Below are 16,629 nucleotides of genomic sequence, written 5' to 3' on the forward strand. Positions count from 1 at the left end.
GATGCCGCCATGATCCTCTCCGCGCCAGAGCCGCTGATACGCGTCCTGTACGACGAGTCCCGCCCCGACCTGGGTGATCCGTCCCGTCCGCGGCCGGTCCGCCTGTACGTGTGGGAGCCGAGCGGCGCCGGGGACACGGAGGACTCGGGTGGCGCACCCGCCCCGCTCGTCGTCGTCTCGCACGGCACCGGAGGTTCGGGCAGCGAGATGGAGTGGCTGGTGGGCCCGTTGCACGCGGCGGGGTTCCGGGTGGTGGCCCTCGACCACCACGGCAACAACTTCGTCGACGGCTACGAGCCGGAGGGCTTCCTGCACGTCTGGGAACGGCCCCGGGACATCACCTTCGCCCTCGACGCGCTCGCCCGGGAACAGCCCCTCGGTCCGGTGGGCGTGGCGGGCTTCTCCATCGGCGGCTACACGGCCGCGGCACTGGCCGGGGCCCGCGTCGATCCGGGGATCCTGTGGGCCGTCCTCACGGGCGAGGTGCCGCTGCCGGAGATCCCCGAGTTCCCCGGGGTGCTGGAGGCCCTGCGCGCGAAGTACCCGCAGGAGGAGGCCGCGCGGCGCACGCTGGACGGTGCAGGCGGCGACCTCTCCGATCCCCGGGTGCGGGCGGTCTTCCAGATGGCTCCGGGAGTCGGCTCCCTGGTGACCCGGGAGAGCCTGGAAGCCGTACGGGTACCCTTCGCCATCCGCTGGGGCGGAGCGGACACGATCACCCCGTACGAGTCCGACACGCGGCCTTACCTGGAGTACATCCCCACCGCGAGCGGCCGCTCGATCGGCCCGGCCGTCCGGCACGAGGACTTCTTCGCCCCGGAGCCCTCCGACCCGACCGCCCGGGTCCGGGCCGGCGAGGATGCCGCCGCCTTCTTCCTGGAACAGCTGGGCTGACCCGAACGCCCGCCCGCGGGCCGCCGGGCTACAGGCTCGCGAACAGGCCGTCGAGGGGCGCCGGTACGCGGCCGGGGTCGAGGGCCTCGACGAGGACGCGGCCGTAGCGGATCTTGCGCCCCTTCTTCGTGCCGAGGAAGCGCCGCACCTGCTGCTGCGCCGTGCGGCCCCGCTGCGCGGGCTGGCGCAGGAAGGTCTGCAGGGCGCGGTCGTCGCCCTCCTCCCGGACCAGCTCCTGCACCCGGGCCACGCCCAGCGCGCGGATGAGCTCGTCCTCCAGATCCGCCGCGCAGACGAAGAAGCCCTGCGGCGGTGCACCGGCCCGCTCCCAGCCGCGCTCGTAGAAGCCGCGCTCCGCCTCGTCGCACAGGCCGGTGAGGCGCAGGCCCAGGCCCCGTGGTCCGAGGAAGCCGGCGAAGCGCGCGACGCTCATCGCGCCGCCCATCGGCAGGACGCAGACCCCTTCCGCGGCCAGGTTCCGGCCGCGTCGCACGGCCAGCGCGTCGACCGCTTCGGCATCGCTCGCGCCTTCGAGCAGCACGACGGTCCGTACGGGCAGCCGCGCGGCGAGCTCACGCGCGGCGTCCGCCGCCTCCCCGGCGTGCCCGACGTCACCGAGTCCACCGGCGTCACCGGCCGCCCACGCGGTCACCGCATCCCCGAACGCCACCATGTCAGCCATGGGGCGAGTCTGATCCACTTCCCGCCGCCGCGGTACGGAATTTCCGCCGGTGAGGGCGCCCGCACACGGGGACCGCCCGCCCGGGACCGCGTGCCGGGGCCCGCCGGCCCCGTACCGCTCGCCCCGGCCTCCCGGCCGCCCCCCCGTCCGCGCGGACCCGGACGATCGACCCTAGGATGGACGGGAACCGGGTGCGGGCGGCTCGCCGCGACGCCGCCAGTCCAGGCCGCTCGGGGTGGGAGAGCCATGACAGAGGCCGCCGACACGGCGCGGACCGTGATCCTGACCGTGGACGACGATCCGGGAGTGTCCCGGGCCATCGCCCGCGACCTGCGCCGACGCTACGGCTCCGGCTACCGGATCGTGCGCGCCGAATCCGGCGAATCCGCACTGGAGGCGCTGCGCGAGCTGAAGCTCCGCGGCGACCTGGTGGCCGTGATCCTCGCCGACTACCGCATGCCGCAGATGAACGGCATCGAGTTCCTCGAAGAGGCCCTCACCGTGTACCCGGGCGCGCGCCGCGTCCTGCTGACCGCCTACGCCGACACCAACGCCGCGATCGACGCGATCAACGTCGTCGACCTCGACCACTACCTCCTCAAACCGTGGGACCCGCCCGAGGAGAAGCTCTACCCGGTCGTCGACGACCTCCTCACCGCCTGGCGCACCGGAGACCACCGGCCCGTGCCCGCCACCAAAGTGGTCGGACACCGCTGGTCGGCCCCCTCGTCGGCCGTACGGGAGTTCCTGGCCCGCAACCAGGTCCCGTACCGCTGGTACTCCTGCGAGGAGCCGGAGGGGCAGCGGCTGCTCCGGGCGGCCGGGGCCGACGGACAGCGGCTGCCCGTGGTGGTCACCCCCGGCGGCACCGTGCTGATCGAACCGGCGGCACCCGACCTGGCCGCCCACGTGGGGCTCGCGACCACACCGACCGCCGACTTCTACGACCTCGTCGTGATCGGCGGCGGCCCGGCCGGACTCGGCTCCGCGCTGTACGGGGCCTCCGAGGGGCTGCGCACCGTACTGGTCGAGCGGTCGGCGACCGGCGGACAGGCCGGGCAGAGCTCCCGCATCGAGAACTACCTCGGCTTCCCCGACGGAGTGTCCGGCGCCCAGCTCACGGAACGGGCCCGCCGCCAGGCCGGCCGGTTCGGCGCCGAGATCCTCACCGCACGCGAGGTCACCGGGCTGGAGGTCAACGGCGCGGCGCGCGTCGTCCGCTTCTCCGACGGCTCGGCGATCGGCGCGCAGAGCATCATCCTGGCCACCGGAGTCTCCTATCGGCAGCTCGGGGCGCCGGGCTGCGACGGCCTCACCGGCCGCGGCGTGTACTACGGCTCCTCGCTCACCGAGGCCTCCTCCTGCCTGGAGCAGGACGTGTACATCGTCGGCGGCGCCAACTCCGCCGGACAGGCGGCCATGTTCCTCGCCCGCGGTGCCAAATCGGTGACGCTCCTGGTGCGCGGGGAGTCCCTGGCCGCGTCCATGTCGTACTACCTGATCCAGCAGATCGAAGAGATGCCGAACATCACGGTGCGCACCCGCACCACCGTCGAGTCGGCGCACGGCGAAGGCCACCTGGAGCAGCTCACGCTGCGCGACGTGGACACCGGAGCGACCGAACTCGTCGACACCCAGTGGATGTTCGTCTTCATCGGCGCGGCCCCGCTCACCGACTGGCTGGGCGGTACGGTGCTGCGCGACGACCACGGCTTCATCCTGGCCGGCCCGGACCTCACCCCGGACGGGCGGCCCCCGGCCGGGTGGGAGCTGGACCGGCCGCCCTACCACCTGGAGACCAGCGTGCCCGGCGTGTTCGTGGCGGGCGACGCGCGCGCCCGGTCGGCGAAGCGGGTCGCGTCCGCCGTCGGAGAAGGAGCCATGGCCGTGATGCTCGTCCACCGGTACCTGGAGGAATCGTGAGCGGGCGTGCGATGCCGTGCTCCCCGGAGGAGATCGGCTCGCTCTTCCTGTTCGAGAAGCTCACCCCGGAGCAGCTCGGGCGGCTGTGCGCCGAGGGCCGCATCGAGCGGTTCGACACCGGCCCCGTGTACGCCGAGGGCGCCCCCGCCACCTGCTTCTACGTGATGATCGAGGGCACCGTGGTGCTGTCCCGCCGGGTCGGCGGCGACGAGGTGGAGGTCGGCCGGACCTCCCAGCGCGGGGTGTACGCGGGTGCGATGCAGGCCTACCTGGGCGACCGGGTCCCGCAGACGTACAACAACTCGATGCGGGTGACCGAGCCGACACGGTTCTTCGTCCTGCCCGCCGAGTCCTTCTCGGACGTCATGCGGGAGTGGTTCCCGATGGCGGCGCACCTGCTGGAGGGGCTCTTCTTCGGCGCCCGGAGCACCCAACAGGTGATCGGCCAGCGCGAACGGCTCCTCGCCCTGGGCTCCTTGTCCGCGGGGCTCACCCACGAGCTCAACAACCCGGCCGCGGCAGCGGTCCGGGCCACCGCCACCCTGCGCGAACGCGTCGGCAAGATGCGGCACAAGCTGGCCCACATCTCCCAGGGGAACTACCCGCGAGAGGCGATCGCCGAGCTCATCGAGATCCAGGAACGCACCGTCGAACGAGTGGGGAAAGCCCCGGTGCTGAGCCCGTTGGAGGCTTCCGACCGGGAGGACGAGATCGCCGACTGGCTGGAGGACCACGGCTTCCCCGAGGGCTGGCGCATCGCACCGGTCTTCGTCCAGGCAGGCCTGGACACGGACTGGCTGGAGCAGGTGGCGGCGCGTGTGGCCGAGGACCTCCTGCCGGCGGCCCTCGGCTGGCTCAACTACACGGTGGAGACCGAGCTGTTGATGGACGAGATCGACGACTCGACCACCCGCATCTCCCACCTCGTGGACGCCGCGAAGCAGTACTCGCAGCTCGACCGCGCCCCGCACCGGGTGGTCGACGTCCACGAACTCCTCGACAGCACCCTGCTGATGCTCTCCGGCAAGATCGGTCCCCGGATCCGGGTGGTCAAGGAGTACGACCGCTCGGTGCCGGACGTACCGGCCTACCCCGCGGAACTCAACCAGGTGTGGACCAACCTCATCGACAACGCCGTCTTCGCCATCGGGAGCACGGGCCGCGAGGGCACCCTGACGGTCCGCACGGCACGCGAGGGCGAACGGCTGCTCGTGGAGTTCCGCGACACGGGGCCCGGCATCCCGTCCGAGATCCGCAGCCGCATCTTCGACCCCTTCTTCACCACCAAACCCGTCGGCGCGGGCACCGGTCTCGGCCTGGACATCTCCTGGCGGATCGTCGTCAACAAGCACCACGGAAGCCTCCAGGTCGAGTCCGTCCCGGGCGACACCCGCTTCCAGGTGCTGCTCCCGCTGACCGCACCGGAATCCGAGTCCGAGTCCGGATCCGAGTCCGCATCCGAGTCCGAGTCCGCATCCGATCCCGAGCCCTCCGAGGAGCCCGCATGACCGCCATCGACGGAGTCGACCCGAGCGTCCCGCCCAGCGGCAGCGGCTGCGTCGAATGCGATGCCGTGGGCGGCTGGTGGTTCCACCTGCGGCGCTGCGCCCAATGCGGCCACATCGGCTGCTGCGACTCCTCGCCGGCCCAGCACGCCACCGCCCACTGGAAGGCGACCGGCCATCCCCTGGTGCAGAGCTACGAACCGGGTGAGGACTGGTTCTGGGACTACGCGACGAACGAGCTGTACGAGTCCGGCCCCGAGCTGACCCCGCCGTCCGGCCACCCGTCCGACCAGCCGGCCCCGGGTCCGGCGGACCGGCTCCCCGAGGACTGGAGCCGACGGCTCCACCGCTGATCCCGGGCGGGCGGGGCGGACGAGAGCGGGCGGGGGCGGATCAGAAGGGCTTCGTCGGCAGGTACTTGCCGTCCAGGGTGATGACCGCGCGCTCGCCGCCTTCGGGGTCGGCGACCTTCTTCACGTCGAGCTTGAAGTTGATCGCGGAGACGATCCCGTCGCCGAGCTGCTCGTGGACCAGGGCCTTCAGCGTGGTGCCGTAGACCTGGAGCATCTCGTAGAAGCGGTAGATCGTCGGGTCGGTGGGGACGCCGCCGGGGACCGAGCCGCGGGTCGGGATGGTCTGCAGCAGCACCGCGTCGTCGGCGTCCAGGCCCAGGAGGCCGGCCACGGCCTCGGCCGAGGCCCGGGGCAGCGGGTGCTGGCCGAGCACGGCCGCGGTGACGAAGGCGACCGACAGACCGGCGGCGTCCGCGATCCGCTGCCAGGTCAGGTCCTCGCGGATCTTGGCGTCCACGGCCTTGACGGCCAGGGCCTGACGGGCGGTGTTGTCGAACTGGGCGTGCACCATGAGAGGGCTTCCTTCCGGACGAGCCGCGCACCGGGGGAGGGGCGAGCGGCGGATGGTGTGGGGTGGGGCGGGGAAGTATGGAGGCGGAACGCGGGTCGGGGACCCGAAGGGTGGCGGCGGTCAGCCCGCCGGGGAGGCCGCCCGGGAGGTGCCGAGTTCCTCGACGCCCCCGGCCCTGATGTCGTAGACCCAGCCGCGCAGGGTCACCGACCCCGCGGCCAGGGCACGGGCCACCGAGGGATGGGTGGCCAGGTTCGCCACCTGCGCGAGCACGTTCTCCCGTACCAGGGCATCGACCCTCCGCCCGTCCTGCACGGCGCCGGTACGGGCGAGCGAGGCGTCCGCGTGGCGCAGCCAGCCGGCGACCGCCGGGGCGCCGCTGAGGTCGTGCCGCTCGGCCAGGGCCGTCATGGCCCCGCAGGCGGAGTGCCCGCACACCACGATGTCGCTCACCCCCAGGACGGCCACGGCGTACTCGATGCTGGCCGCCACGCCGTCCGCGCCGGGGGCGTGGGCGGGCACGAGGTTGCCCGCGGTCCGGATGACGAACAGCTCGCCCGGCTCGCTCTGGGTGATCAGCTCCGGCACCACACGGGCATCGGAGCAGCTGATGAACAGGGTGCGCGGCCGGTGGGTCGTCGCCAGCCGGGCGAAGAGCTCCGCCTTGGCCGGGTAGACCTCCCGCCGGAACTGCGCGACGCCCTCGATGAGGTCGTGCATGGTGACTCCCTTCGCTGCCTGCCGACCCGTCGGGCCGACGAGATCCACCATGCACGACCTGCACCTATAGCGTCCAAGACGCAATGGCCATCTCTGCTATAGATGCGATCTATACTCGGTGTCATGGCTGCCCTGGAACTCCGTCACCTGCGCTACCTGCTCGCCGTCGCCGAACATGCGAGCTTCACCCGCGCCGCCGAAGAGCTGCGGATCTCCCAGCCGACCCTGTCCCAGCAGATCAAGCAGCTCGAAAGCACCATCGGCGTCCAGCTCCTGGACCGCACCGGCCGCAGCGGCGTCCGCCTCACCGACGCCGGCGAGATCTACGTCCTCCACGCCCGCCGGGCCCTGCGCGACCTCGCCGCCGCCGAACGTGCCGTCCACGACGTCGCCGACCTCTCCCGGGGCCACCTCCGGCTGGCCGTGACCCCGACCTTCACCGCCTACCTCGTCGGACCCCTGGCGGCGGAGCTCCACGCCCGCCATTCCGGCATCACCCTGGACGTCAAGGACATGGCCCAGGACCGCATCGAAGCCGGCCTGCTCGCCGACGAACTCGACCTGGGGATCGCCTTCGACGGCCCGCACCTGCCCGGTATCACCGCGACCCCGCTGTACGCCGAGACCCTCAGCCTCGTCACCGCCGCCACCGTCCCCGCCGCGGGCCCGCACCCACCCCTCTCCGTGACCGGTCTGGCGGATCGTCAACTGGCCCTACTCAGCGGTGATTTCGCCACCCGTGGACACATCGACGCCTACCTGGCCGGCCACCGGGTACGGCCGCGCATCGCGGTGGAGGCCAATTCCGTCCAGACCCTCACCGAGATCGTGCGGCGCACCGACCTCGCGACCGTCCTGCCCGACGCGGTCACGGAGGACCACCCCCATCTGGCTCCGGTCGCCCTCGAACCGGCCCTGCCCACCCGCACCGTCGCGCTCCTGCGACGCGAGAACGCCTACCGGAGCGCCGCCGCAGGCGCGTTCACCCGGCTCACCCGCGAGCACGTCCGAGCCCGCGGCTACACCCCGGCCTGAACGTCGGTACCGTGCCCCGCGCGGCGCAGGGCCGCGGGCGTGGTCCCGTACCAGCGCTTGACGGCCCGGCGCAGGGCGCGGGCATCGGCGTAACCGCTCCGGGCGGCGATCGAGTCGACGCTCAGGTCGGTGTCGTGGAGCAGCCGGGTGATGTGGTCCCGCCGCACGGTCTCGACCTCCTCGCTCCACGTCGTCCCGTGCTCCTCGAGGCGGCGCTGGAGGGTCCGCGCGCTGAGGGTCATGCGCTGCGCCACCGAGGAGAGGGTCGGCGCACCCGCGTCGTGCGCGGACGTGAGCGCGGTACGGAACAGGTCCAGCCAGTCGTGCAGCGGGATCGCGCTCGCGAGGCTCTGCTCGGCGTGCCGGCGGAGCACGGCCGACAGCCCGGGCTGGGCGTGCGGTGTAGGGGATTTCAGGTCGGAGGCACGGAAGGTGATCGAGCTGGTCGGGGCCTCGAACTCGATCTTCCGGGTGCCGTAGAGCTCGATCAGGCCCCCGTGCCGTGGCGGCGCCGGGGTGGCGAGGGACACGTGCAGCGGAACTAGGGACCGCCCCGCGGCCTCGCCGAGCCGGCGCCGGTACAGGCCGAGCGCGTAGCCACGGATCCCGCAGGCCGCCTCGTGGGCCATGTCGGCCCGATTGACGTGGCCGATGGTGACGCGCTCGCCGTCCTCGGTGATCTGCATGCCGTCCGTCAGAGGGTCCGCGACGGTGGCGAAGTAGGCCGCGGCGTCCCGGATCCCTTCGAGCGGAGTGGGTGCGGAGGTGATCAGGTAGTCCCAGACCCCCAGGGTGCCGATGCCCGACTCCCGTGCCAGCAGCACGGACATGTCGGTCCAGGGGGCGTGGACCGTGGTGAGCTCCGCGATCCGGATGGCCGTCGCCGAGGGAGTGCGGCACAGGTCGTCGTTGAGGTACTGGGGTGCCATGCCCGGCAGGTGGGCGTATCCGTGCGGACGTATGCCGACCAGCCGCGCGACGCCGACGCTCAGACGGGCGAGTGCGGAGGAGGTTGTCCCCTGATGTGCATGCGAGACCACAGCGGCAGAGCATAGTCCAGCCTGAAGTGCCAGGTCATCGAGGGGGTTAGGCGCCCACGGTCCCCAACACGGCGCGCAGGGACCCCTCGTGGCGCGGTCGGTCCCCTTGCTGGCGCGTGCTGCCCTGGAAGAGCTGAACTGCCCTGCCTTAGCGTGGCGTTCGTCGCCGCACGGAACGGACGGAGCGATGCCCTCCCACGGGGGTGGGGGGCTCGCGGTCCGGCCGCGCGGGATAGGCTTTGGACCTCCGTGGGCGCGGGATGGCAGGACAGCACAACCACATCCTGGGGGAATCGACATGTTCACGGTGATCTCGTCCGACGGCACGGCGATCGCTGCCGAGCGCCACGGCACCACGGGCCCGGTACTCGTCCTCGTCGGGGGCACCTTGATGACCCGGGCCCGGCACGCACCGCTCGCCGCCGTCCTGACAAGCGAGTTCAGCGTCGTCAACTACGACCGGCGGGGCCGCGGCGACAGCGGCGACAACCCGGTCTACGAGGTGCAGCGCGAGATCGACGACCTCGACGCGCTGATCGAGAGCGTCGGCGGGCCGGTGCTGCTCTTCGGGATGTCCTCCGGAGCCGTCCTGGCCCTGGAGGCCGTGGCCCGGGGCAGCTCCGTCTCGGCCCTGGCCCTGTATGAGCCGCCGTTCGTCGTCGACGGCACCCGCCCGCCGCTGCCCGCCGACTACGTCGACCGCCTGGAGGCGGCCCTGGCCCGGGGGAGCGCCACCGAGGCCCTGACCCACTTCCTGACCACGGGCCTGGCCCTGCCCGACGAGGACATCGCCAGAATGCGGAACACCCCGGTGTGGGCCGCGTGGGAGGCCGCCGCCCCGACCCTTCCCTACGACGGCCGGCTGATGGCCGGCACCATGTCCGGCCGGCCCCTGCCCACCGACCGGTGGTCCTCGGTGAGCGTGCCGGTCCTGGTCGGCCACGGCGACGCGGGCGACGCGTACATGGCCCATGCGGCGAAGGAACTCGCCTCCCACGGCGACAACTACACCCTGCACACCCTCCCCGGCCAGACCCACGCCGTGGACCCGCAGGCCCTGGCGCCCGTCCTGACCGCCTTCTTCACCGGCCGGGCCCTGGACGCGTAGCCGGGCAACGCTTCGCGGGAGCCACTCGATCGACGCGGCGGCATCCAGGATGGTGAGCGTGAGCGTACGAACGTGTGGACGGTCGCGTCGTTCGTGGTCGGGCCGGTTCCGGTTGGTTGGATGCGGGCATGAGTTCAGTGCACTGGCTCTTCGGAGACCAGCTCGGCCCGCACTTCACCGCCACCGCCGGTGGCGGGACGCCACGGAACGTCAGGTGGCTGCTGATCGAGTCCCTCGCCGTTCTGCGGCGGCGCCGGTTCCACCGGGCCAAGGCCCATCTGGTGCTCAGCGCCATGCGCCACCGGGCGGCGGAACTGGGTGAGCGGGCCCAGTACGTCAAGGCGGAGACCTACCGGGAAGGGCTGAGGCAGGCCGTCGGTGACGCACCCGTCTCCGTCCACCACCCCACGTCCCGCGCCGCCCTCGCCCTGGTGACGTCGCTTCCGCAGGTCACCGTCCACCCGGCCCGCGGCTTTCTGGTCGGACAACGGGAGTTCGCCGACTGGGCCGCGCAGCAGAAGGGCCGACGGCTCCTGCAGGAGAACCTCTACCAGCACACCCGACGCACCCACGACATCCTCATGGAAGGAGACGGGCCGGCGGGCGGACGGTGGAACCTGGACCACGACAACCGCGAGCCACCGCCCCGCGGCCGAACCACGCTCGGCGCGCCGCCCCCGTACAGGCCCCGCGAGGACGAGATCGACGAAGGGGTCCGGCGGGACCTGGACCGCTGGGAGCGCGAGGAGGGCATCGCCTTCGTGGGGCGCGACGGCCCCCGCCTCTTTCCCGCGAGCCGCCGCGAGGCACTGGCCGCGCTCGACCACTTCGTCACCCACCGGCTCCCTGACTTCGGCGCCCACGAGGACGCCATGCTGGCCGCCGACCCCGTGATGAACCACAGCCTGCTGTCCTCCTCCCTCAACCTCGGCCTCCTCGACCCCTGGGAGTGCGTGAGCCGGGCCGAGGAGGCCTACCGGGCCGGGCTGGTACCGCTCAACAGCGCAGAGGGCTTCATCCGGCAGGTATGCGGCTGGCGCGAGTACGTGTGGAACCTCTACTGGCACCTCGGCGAGGACTACCGGCACCGCAACGAACTGCGCCACACCACCCCGGTTCCGACATGGTTCGCCGAGCTGGATGCGGACGCCGTGGAGGCCCGCTGCCTGTCGACGGTGCTGGCGCAGGTACGGGACACGGGGTGGACGCACCACATCCCCCGCTTGATGGTCCTCGGCAGCCATGCCCTGCAGCGGGGCTGGGATCCGGCGGAGGTGACGGACTGGTTCCACCGGTGCTTCGTGGACGGCTACGACTGGGTGATGCTGCCCAACGTGGTGGGCATGTCCCAGTACGCGGACGGCGGGCTGATGACCACCAAGCCCTATACCTCGGGCGGCGCCTACATCCACCGAATGAGCGACCTGTGCGAGGGGTGCCGGTACCGGCCCACGGAGCGCAGCGGCGAACGGGCCTGCCCCTATACCGTCGGCTACTGGTCCTTCCTGAATCGGCACCGCGCACGTCTGGAGGGCAATCCCCGCATGGCCCGGGCAGTGAAGGGCCTGGACCGTCTCGGCGACGTCGAGCAGGTCACCCGGGCACACCGCGCCGCCGGCGACACACCACCCTGAGCCCCATTCCCATCCCTCAGGGACACGGCACATGAACGAGAAAGACTTCGTCCACGAAGCACCACGCCCAGGCCTCGTCGGGATCCATGGACAGGACCACCGGGTGGCCCGTCTGCGCATGATGGCCGTACGCGTGGCGCCCCCGCGAACTGTCGCAGCAACCGACGTGCCCGCACGTCGCACACCACCGGAGCCGGGCCCAGGTCCACCCGCGTTCGCGGCACTCGGTGCACACCCCCACCGGTGACGCCGGCTGTCCGGGCAGCGTGGTGAGGTGGGAACACGTACGTTCTTCGAGACGCCCGCCGTCGGGCGATACCGTCCATGAGGAGAGCGGTTGTCGAACGGTTGCGCGCCTCGGGCTACCGGGCAGCCGGTCGCGCGAGCACGCCCGGCGAGTCGGATGCCGCACGCGATCACAACCCCGCGATCCGGGCTGCAAAGAAGCCCGCCACCAAGACGGCGCCGAAGGCAATCAACCCCAGGAACAGCCAGGGGTGCTCCCACAGGCCACCGTCCGGCCGCTCCTGATGCGCCTCGGCGGTGCAGCCCTCACCTGATGGGGTTTCCCCCGGCGTGACACCGTACGTGTTCATGGTGCCTCCTAGACTCGGTGCGGTCATTCGGCCCCCATGCTTCTACGGCGGTCCGCCTCACGCCTCCCGCGTCGTTTGTGCACCGTCCTGATCAGGTCCTCACCTCGCAGCGAAAGTGCATCGAATTCTCCCGCGCGAGGGATCCCCCTGTGCGCAGAATGCCATCGATCCGGACCGTATGAGGAGCCCGGCCTGGTGCTTCGTGCCGATGGCTAACGGCCGTGTGTCCGCTTGCTCTTGGAGCGGCGAACCGTCGACTCCAGCAGAAGGCCCATCAGTTCGGTCTCGCCGGTCCTGGTGAGCAGCCGCTTGGGCACGATCAACAGGCCGACCTTCCAACCGAGGCGGCCGGTCACCACGTAGACCCGCTCCGTCTCGTAGGAGCGGTACATGGTGCGCCACGGCACCCGCATGATTTCCTCGGAGCCCCGGGAGACGACGCAGCCGGCGTGGTCGATGACCGCCTGCTTCTCCCCAGTGGCCTGGTCGGCACGGAACATGCGGCCGGCGAGCATCGGGGGAAGGAACAGACCGAGCGCACCATAGACGAGGGCGAGCGCCAGCAGACCCGCGTTGATCGATTCGCCGCTACCCGGCTTCAGGCTCAGCGCCGCCATCAGGGCCGCGGCCACGAGGACGAGCGCGCGCAGGTGTCGGAACCATCCGGTTGCTGCGAGGGCCTCGTCGAACTCCTCCCGCGTCAGGATTCCGCTGAAGGTGATCGTTGTCTGCCGTATGTCGTCCACGGGCGCGGAGCCTACAGGTCCGTGCCCGGCGCGCCGCCGGCCGGCGCCCGGCACCCGAGTGTCCGCGGCTCGCTCACGCCCCGGTGAGCAGGGCGTGCACCCACGTATGCCGTACCGCACCTCCGGCTCGCCGTTTGAGCTCGGTCGTACGGGCCAGACGGGAAGGGATCGCGCATCCGAACGCGGTGCGCATCCGACGGAGGTTCCGAAGTGGGAAACGTGTCGCGTCTGCCCGGTCGTGCCGAGCACCACTGGTTGTGGCAGGAGGAGGCCGCTTGCCGTGAACTGGGCTCGCGCTTGTTCTTCCACCCCAGGGGAGAGCAGGCTCCGGACCGCGAACGGCGGGACGAGGCAGCGAAAGAGATATGCGCGCTGTGCCCGGTGCAGCGCGACTGCCTGCGGCACGCGCTGAAAGTTGCCGAGCCGTTCGGGATCTGGGGCGGTCTCACCGAGCGCGAGAGGCGCCGGCTCCGTACCGAGGAAGAGAAGCGGCCGGCTCTGCCGTCCACCGCTTGACCTCCACCGACCGGGAACCCCTGCCACGCACCTGCCCCTCCGTCGGCGATGGCGCCGCGCATGAAGGACCGGAGGATCCAGAGCACCTACACGGGGGCGTCGATTCCGTCGTCGGTCAGCAGGCCCGCCCTCAGCCGCTCCGTGATCCGGTTCAGCAGCCGGGAGACGTGCATCTGGGAGAGGCCCAGCCGGTCGCCGATCTCGGACTGGGTGAGTTCCTCGCCGAAGCGCAGGGCCAGGATCTTCCGGTCGCGGTCGCTGAGCGTTGTCAGCAGGGGCTTGAGCGTTTCGAGGCACTCGATGCGGTCGTACGCCGTTTCCTCCGTGCCGAGCGAGGCCATCAGCGGAGTCACTTGGGTGTCCTCGCCGACGGGTGCTTCAAGGGAGCCGGCGGTGTAGCCGTTGGTGGCCAGGAGTCCCTCGGTCAGTTCGCGGTCGGTGATTCCGAGTCGTTGCGCCAGTTCGCACTCGGTCGGCCGGCGGCCCAGCCCCTGTTCGAGGGCGTCGTAGGCCTTGGCGATGTCGAGCCTGAGCTCCTGCAGGCGCCTGGGGACCTTCACCGACCAGCTGGTGTCACGGAAGAACCGCTTGATCTCACCGGTGATGGTGGGGATCGCGAACGTGGCGAACTCGACCCCGCGCTCCACGTCGTACCGGTTGATGGCCTTGATCAGGCCGATCGTGCCGACCTGGATGATGTCCTCCAGCGGTTCCCTGCGCGTGCGGTAGCGACGGGCCACGTACTTCACCAGGCTGAGGTTCAGCTCGACCAGGGTATTGCGCACGTACGAGAACTCGGCGGTGCCCTCTTCCAAGGTGGCCAGGCGCCGGAAGAGTGTGGTGGACAGGGGTCGGGCGTCCGCGGTACTCACGCACATCGGACGCTCGGGGATGTCGAGAGGGGAAGGCACGTCGCCAACCGGACGCTCCGGGCCGTCACGGGCACCCGAGGGGAGCTCGGTATGGAGGGGGTCGGCGGTGTCGCGGGACACGCTTGTCAGGGGTGACATGTGGAACCTCGGACGGATGGGGCTGCTGCCGACAGGCGCAGCGGGGGACCGTCGTCGTCTTCCCGAACGGTATATACCCCTTGCGGGGTGGGCTGACCCCTTGTCGCGGTCACCGTGGTTCGCGGGGAGGTCCGATATGAACGACGGTTTCCTTGATCCTGCCCTTGACCTGCTTGGCCTTCGCCCACCTGCGTGATCGCAGCCCGGGGCGCATTCGACCGAGGAGCGAGGTCGCGGTTCGACCGCGCGTCCGTGGGTAGCCGCGCGCCGAACCGAAGGGAGCAGCGCCATGCCCCGTGGATCCAGCCCCAAGCGTGAGCGGCAGTACGAGCACATCAAGGAGAGCGTTCTCGACCGGGGGGAAAGCGAGAAGCGGGCAGAGGAGATCGCCGCCCGGACCGTAAACAAGGAACGTGCGCGCCACGGGGAGTCGAAGACGGCGAGCCGACTCTCGCTGGAGGACATGTCTTCCGGCGAACGCGGCGGTCACCGCTCGCACAGCGGTGCCAAGGGGCGCACGTATGACCAGCTCTACCAGGAGGCCAAGCAGCGCAACGTCGAGGGCCGCTCGAAGATGAACAAGGAACAGCTGCGGCGCGCCCTCGGGGGCGGTAGCTGAAGATCGGCACGGGGAGAACTCCTCGGGTGTGGACGCGGCGCGGGCCGCGCGGGCCGCTTCATTGTGGGTCCGCACCGACCCGCCCGCGCGCGTGAAGACGAGGGCTGAGCCGCAGGTAAAAACGGAATTCTCGGGTACACGCGATCTGACTCACCACGGCGGGGCGAACGGCACCGCCGAAATCGCGAGGTGAAAGCGAGAACGTCATGCTTCTCATCGGACTCATCCTCCTTCTCATCGGTTTCGTGACCGGAATATCCATCCTCTGGACCATCGGAATCATCTTGGTCGTGATCGGGGCGGTGCTGTGGATTCTGGGCTCGGTCGGACACGCGGTCGGTGGCCGTCGCCACTACTGGTGAATCCAGCCCGTAGAAGGGCACGGACCATGAACCCCACAGATGAAGCCCGGGGGAATACCGCGAGCCATGTGAGCCCGGGCAGGGCCTACACACGGGACAAGCGGTACATCACGACCCGGATCACCGCCGACGGGCGCGACGGATTTCCCGTCGAGGCCCGACGCTACCGTCTGGTGGTCTCCCGGGCCTGCCCCTGGGCCGGCCGAGCGGTCATCGTGCGCAGGCTCCTCGGGCTGGAGGCCGCGCTGCCGATGGCCGTGGCCGGCCCGACCCACGATGAACGCAGCTGGAGCTTCGACCTGGACCCCGGTGGCCGCGACCCCGTCCTCGGGATCGCCCTGCTGAGGGACGCCTACCTCGCCCGTGATCCCGAATACGACCGGGGCATCACGGTGCCGGCCGTCGTCGACGTACCGACCGGGCACGTGGTGACCAACGACTTCCCGCGGATAACGACGGACATGTCGCAGGAATGGACGGCGCACCACCGCCCGGGCGCCCCCGCGCTCTACCCGGACGCGTTGCGGTCCGAGATCGACGCGGTGAACGAGGCGGTCTACCGCGACGTGAACAACGGTGTCTACCAGGCGGGGTTCGCCGGATCCCAGGAGGCGTACGACTCCGCGTACACGCACCTGTTCGCGCGCCTGGACCGCCTTGCGGAACGGCTCGCGACCTCCCGCTACCTGGTCGGGGAGACCATCACCGAGGCGGACATCAGGCTGTTCACGACGCTCGTCCGCTTCGACGCCGTGTACCACGGCCACTTCAAGTGCAATCGGCAGAAGCTGTCCGAGATGCCGGTCCTGTGGGGCTACGCGCGGGACCTGTTCCAGACTCCCGGATTCGGCGACACAGTCGACTTCGACCACATCAAACGCCACTACCACCTCGTCCACCAGGACATCAACCCGAGGGGAATCGTGCCCGAGGGCCCGGACCTGTCGGGCTGGCTCGCACCCCACGACCGGGAGTCCCTCGGTGGCCGCCCCTTCGGCGACGGCACCCCGCCCGGCCCCGTGGCTCCCGAGGAGGCCGTACCGGTCGGACACGGAGCGCAGCCGGGCGGGGCATGAGCCGGCCCGGGCCGACTGGCGGTGGTGGCGGCGGTTCCTCGTTGCCGACGACGCAGACGGCGGCGGCTTTGCCGTACGTGAGCATGCGGCCTTCGTCGTCGGCTTCGGAGAACTCGGCGTTGAGGCGTTCCATCACCTTCTGGGCGACGCTGGAGGGGTGGCCGAGCCAGATCGGTGTGGACAGGATCAGGATGTCGCAGCCCAGGATCGTGGCCCGGATCTCCGGCCACGCGTCTCCGTCGCCCAGGCCGGCATGCGTGCGTGAATCCCCAGGTGGAGGCGGTCCCGGCTGCCGTCGT

General features: G+C 71.1%; 19 protein-coding genes and 1 pseudogene. 11 read left to right on the forward strand and 9 right to left on the reverse strand.

What is annotated here, in order from left to right:
• Positions 1 to 9: 9 nt before the first annotated feature.
• Entirely contained in the window at positions 10 to 894 is an 885-nt protein-coding gene (locus ACFRU2_RS03315) for an alpha/beta hydrolase family protein (protein ID WP_382967027.1), read from the forward strand.
• Positions 895 to 922: 28 nt separating this feature from the next.
• Here the strand turns inward: ACFRU2_RS03315 and ACFRU2_RS03320 are convergent, their stop codons facing one another.
• The gene (locus ACFRU2_RS03320; RefSeq protein WP_382967029.1) at positions 923 to 1,576 is read right to left on the reverse strand and encodes a TOPRIM nucleotidyl transferase/hydrolase domain-containing protein; all 654 of its coding nucleotides are present in this window, start codon (positions 1,574 to 1,576) and stop codon (positions 923 to 925) included.
• 246 nt (positions 1,577 to 1,822) lie between these two features.
• Between ACFRU2_RS03320 and ACFRU2_RS03325 the strand changes: the two genes are divergently transcribed.
• Genes ACFRU2_RS03325 through ACFRU2_RS03335 form a run of 3 tightly spaced genes read left to right on the forward strand, consistent with a single transcriptional unit; the run spans position 1,823 to position 5,357 of the window.
• The gene (locus tag ACFRU2_RS03325; RefSeq protein WP_382967031.1) at positions 1,823 to 3,499 is read left to right on the forward strand and encodes an FAD-dependent oxidoreductase; all 1,677 of its coding nucleotides are present in this window, start codon (positions 1,823 to 1,825) and stop codon (positions 3,497 to 3,499) included.
• A gap of 11 nt (positions 3,500 to 3,510) precedes the next feature.
• Positions 3,511 to 5,007 carry an ATP-binding protein gene (locus tag ACFRU2_RS03330; RefSeq protein WP_382967830.1) on the forward strand — a complete coding sequence of 499 codons (1,497 nt, stop codon included), beginning with the start codon at positions 3,511 to 3,513 and terminating at the stop codon, positions 5,005 to 5,007.
• A complete protein-coding gene (locus ACFRU2_RS03335) occupies positions 5,004 to 5,357 on the forward strand; it encodes a UBP-type zinc finger domain-containing protein (RefSeq protein ID WP_274551297.1) in 354 nt (117 codons plus the stop codon). The genes ACFRU2_RS03330 and ACFRU2_RS03335 overlap by 4 nt, the downstream gene beginning before the upstream one ends.
• A 40-nt stretch (positions 5,358 to 5,397) precedes the next feature.
• Here ACFRU2_RS03335 and cynS read toward each other — a convergent pair whose 3' ends face one another.
• Both cynS and ACFRU2_RS03345 read right to left on the reverse strand, forming a co-directional pair.
• Entirely contained in the window at positions 5,398 to 5,868 is a 471-nt protein-coding gene (gene cynS / locus ACFRU2_RS03340; RefSeq protein ID WP_382967034.1) for a cyanase, read from the reverse strand.
• A 120-nt stretch (positions 5,869 to 5,988) separates the two neighbouring features.
• A complete protein-coding gene (locus ACFRU2_RS03345) occupies positions 5,989 to 6,588 on the reverse strand; it encodes a carbonic anhydrase (protein ID WP_382967036.1) in 600 nt (199 codons plus the stop codon).
• 123 nt (positions 6,589 to 6,711) lie between these two features.
• Between ACFRU2_RS03345 and cynR the strand changes: the two genes are divergently transcribed.
• Positions 6,712 to 7,623: a transcriptional regulator CynR gene (cynR, locus tag ACFRU2_RS03350; RefSeq protein ID WP_382967038.1), complete on the forward strand. Its 912-nt coding sequence runs from the start codon at positions 6,712 to 6,714 to the stop codon at positions 7,621 to 7,623.
• On the opposite strand, the gene ACFRU2_RS03355 is transcribed toward cynR, so the two are convergent.
• A complete protein-coding gene (locus ACFRU2_RS03355) occupies positions 7,608 to 8,663 on the reverse strand; it encodes a helix-turn-helix domain-containing protein (protein ID WP_382967040.1) in 1,056 nt (351 codons plus the stop codon). The two genes, cynR and ACFRU2_RS03355, sit on opposite strands and share 16 nt — an antisense overlap.
• A gap of 298 nt (positions 8,664 to 8,961) precedes the next feature.
• On the opposite strand from ACFRU2_RS03355, the gene ACFRU2_RS03360 reads away from it, so the two are divergent.
• Complete coding sequence (locus ACFRU2_RS03360) at positions 8,962 to 9,771, forward strand: alpha/beta fold hydrolase (RefSeq protein WP_382967042.1); 810 nt, start codon at positions 8,962 to 8,964, stop codon at positions 9,769 to 9,771.
• A 128-nt stretch (positions 9,772 to 9,899) separates the two neighbouring features.
• Positions 9,900 to 11,405 (forward strand): cryptochrome/photolyase family protein, encoded by a 1,506-nt coding sequence (locus ACFRU2_RS03365; protein ID WP_382967044.1) that lies wholly within the window; start codon positions 9,900 to 9,902, stop codon positions 11,403 to 11,405.
• 16 nt (positions 11,406 to 11,421) lie between these two features.
• Here the strand turns inward: ACFRU2_RS03365 and ACFRU2_RS03370 are convergent, their stop codons facing one another.
• The 3 genes from ACFRU2_RS03370 to ACFRU2_RS03380 form a co-directional block, all read right to left on the reverse strand.
• Positions 11,422 to 11,670, reverse strand: a complete 249-nt coding sequence (locus tag ACFRU2_RS03370; RefSeq protein ID WP_382967832.1) for a UBP-type zinc finger domain-containing protein — start codon at positions 11,668 to 11,670, stop codon at positions 11,422 to 11,424.
• A gap of 151 nt (positions 11,671 to 11,821) precedes the next feature.
• Positions 11,822 to 12,001, reverse strand: a complete 180-nt coding sequence (locus ACFRU2_RS03375) for a DUF6480 family protein (RefSeq protein ID WP_382967046.1) — start codon at positions 11,999 to 12,001, stop codon at positions 11,822 to 11,824.
• A gap of 212 nt (positions 12,002 to 12,213) precedes the next feature.
• The gene (locus ACFRU2_RS03380) at positions 12,214 to 12,747 is read right to left on the reverse strand and encodes a hypothetical protein (protein ID WP_382967048.1); all 534 of its coding nucleotides are present in this window, start codon (positions 12,745 to 12,747) and stop codon (positions 12,214 to 12,216) included.
• Between the two features lie 219 nt (positions 12,748 to 12,966).
• On the opposite strand from ACFRU2_RS03380, the gene ACFRU2_RS03385 reads away from it, so the two are divergent.
• Positions 12,967 to 13,263, forward strand: a complete 297-nt coding sequence (locus ACFRU2_RS03385) for a WhiB family transcriptional regulator (protein WP_382967050.1) — start codon at positions 12,967 to 12,969, stop codon at positions 13,261 to 13,263.
• A gap of 86 nt (positions 13,264 to 13,349) precedes the next feature.
• On the opposite strand, the gene ACFRU2_RS03390 is transcribed toward ACFRU2_RS03385, so the two are convergent.
• Positions 13,350 to 14,273, reverse strand: coding sequence for a SigB/SigF/SigG family RNA polymerase sigma factor (locus tag ACFRU2_RS03390; RefSeq protein WP_382967052.1), 924 nt, complete (start codon positions 14,271 to 14,273; stop codon positions 13,350 to 13,352).
• A 289-nt stretch (positions 14,274 to 14,562) separates the two neighbouring features.
• Here ACFRU2_RS03390 and ACFRU2_RS03395 point away from each other — a divergent pair, with 289 nt between their 5' ends.
• The 3 genes from ACFRU2_RS03395 to ACFRU2_RS03405 all read left to right on the forward strand — a co-directional run bounded on the left by ACFRU2_RS03395 (position 14,563) and on the right by ACFRU2_RS03405 (position 16,330).
• Positions 14,563 to 14,892: a plasmid stabilization protein gene (locus ACFRU2_RS03395; RefSeq protein ID WP_382967054.1), complete on the forward strand. Its 330-nt coding sequence runs from the start codon at positions 14,563 to 14,565 to the stop codon at positions 14,890 to 14,892.
• 206 nt (positions 14,893 to 15,098) lie between these two features.
• Complete coding sequence (locus ACFRU2_RS03400) at positions 15,099 to 15,254, forward strand: DUF6131 family protein (protein WP_382967056.1); 156 nt, start codon at positions 15,099 to 15,101, stop codon at positions 15,252 to 15,254.
• Positions 15,255 to 15,280: 26 nt separating this feature from the next.
• Positions 15,281 to 16,330 (forward strand): glutathione S-transferase family protein, encoded by a 1,050-nt coding sequence (locus ACFRU2_RS03405; protein WP_382967058.1) that lies wholly within the window; start codon positions 15,281 to 15,283, stop codon positions 16,328 to 16,330.
• A gap of 34 nt (positions 16,331 to 16,364) precedes the next feature.
• On the opposite strand, the pseudogene ACFRU2_RS03410 reads toward ACFRU2_RS03405, so the two are convergent.
• Positions 16,365 to 16,577: pseudogene (locus ACFRU2_RS03410) on the reverse strand (NAD(P)H-dependent oxidoreductase); the annotation flags it as partial.
• Between the last annotated feature and the right edge of the window lie 52 nt (positions 16,578 to 16,629).

Origin of the sequence: Streptomyces sp. NPDC056883, from assembly GCF_042788835.1 — a bacterium.
Classification (GTDB): Bacteria; Actinomycetota; Actinomycetes; order Streptomycetales; family Streptomycetaceae; genus Streptomyces; species Streptomyces stoeckheimensis.

Excerpts from the sequence above, each read along its gene's own strand:
- ACFRU2_RS03315 (WP_382967027.1), top strand. The coding sequence starts at position 10 with ATGATCCTCTCCGCGCCAGAGCCGCTGATACGCGTCCTGTACGACGAG.
- ACFRU2_RS03320 (WP_382967029.1), bottom strand. The coding sequence starts at position 1,576 with ATGGCTGACATGGTGGCGTTCGGGGATGCGGTGACCGCGTGGGCGGCC.
- ACFRU2_RS03325 (WP_382967031.1), top strand. The coding sequence starts at position 1,823 with ATGACAGAGGCCGCCGACACGGCGCGGACCGTGATCCTGACCGTGGAC.
- ACFRU2_RS03330 (WP_382967830.1), top strand. The coding sequence starts at position 3,511 with ATGCCGTGCTCCCCGGAGGAGATCGGCTCGCTCTTCCTGTTCGAGAAG.
- ACFRU2_RS03335 (WP_274551297.1), top strand. The coding sequence starts at position 5,004 with ATGACCGCCATCGACGGAGTCGACCCGAGCGTCCCGCCCAGCGGCAGC.
- cynS (WP_382967034.1), bottom strand. The coding sequence starts at position 5,868 with ATGGTGCACGCCCAGTTCGACAACACCGCCCGTCAGGCCCTGGCCGTC.
- ACFRU2_RS03345 (WP_382967036.1), bottom strand. The coding sequence starts at position 6,588 with ATGCACGACCTCATCGAGGGCGTCGCGCAGTTCCGGCGGGAGGTCTAC.
- cynR (WP_382967038.1), top strand. The coding sequence starts at position 6,712 with ATGGCTGCCCTGGAACTCCGTCACCTGCGCTACCTGCTCGCCGTCGCC.
- ACFRU2_RS03360 (WP_382967042.1), top strand. The coding sequence starts at position 8,962 with ATGTTCACGGTGATCTCGTCCGACGGCACGGCGATCGCTGCCGAGCGC.
- ACFRU2_RS03365 (WP_382967044.1), top strand. The coding sequence starts at position 9,900 with ATGAGTTCAGTGCACTGGCTCTTCGGAGACCAGCTCGGCCCGCACTTC.
- ACFRU2_RS03375 (WP_382967046.1), bottom strand. The coding sequence starts at position 12,001 with ATGAACACGTACGGTGTCACGCCGGGGGAAACCCCATCAGGTGAGGGC.
- ACFRU2_RS03390 (WP_382967052.1), bottom strand. The coding sequence starts at position 14,273 with ATGTCACCCCTGACAAGCGTGTCCCGCGACACCGCCGACCCCCTCCAT.
- ACFRU2_RS03395 (WP_382967054.1), top strand. The coding sequence starts at position 14,563 with ATGCCCCGTGGATCCAGCCCCAAGCGTGAGCGGCAGTACGAGCACATC.
- ACFRU2_RS03400 (WP_382967056.1), top strand. The coding sequence starts at position 15,099 with ATGCTTCTCATCGGACTCATCCTCCTTCTCATCGGTTTCGTGACCGGA.
- ACFRU2_RS03405 (WP_382967058.1), top strand. The coding sequence starts at position 15,281 with ATGAACCCCACAGATGAAGCCCGGGGGAATACCGCGAGCCATGTGAGC.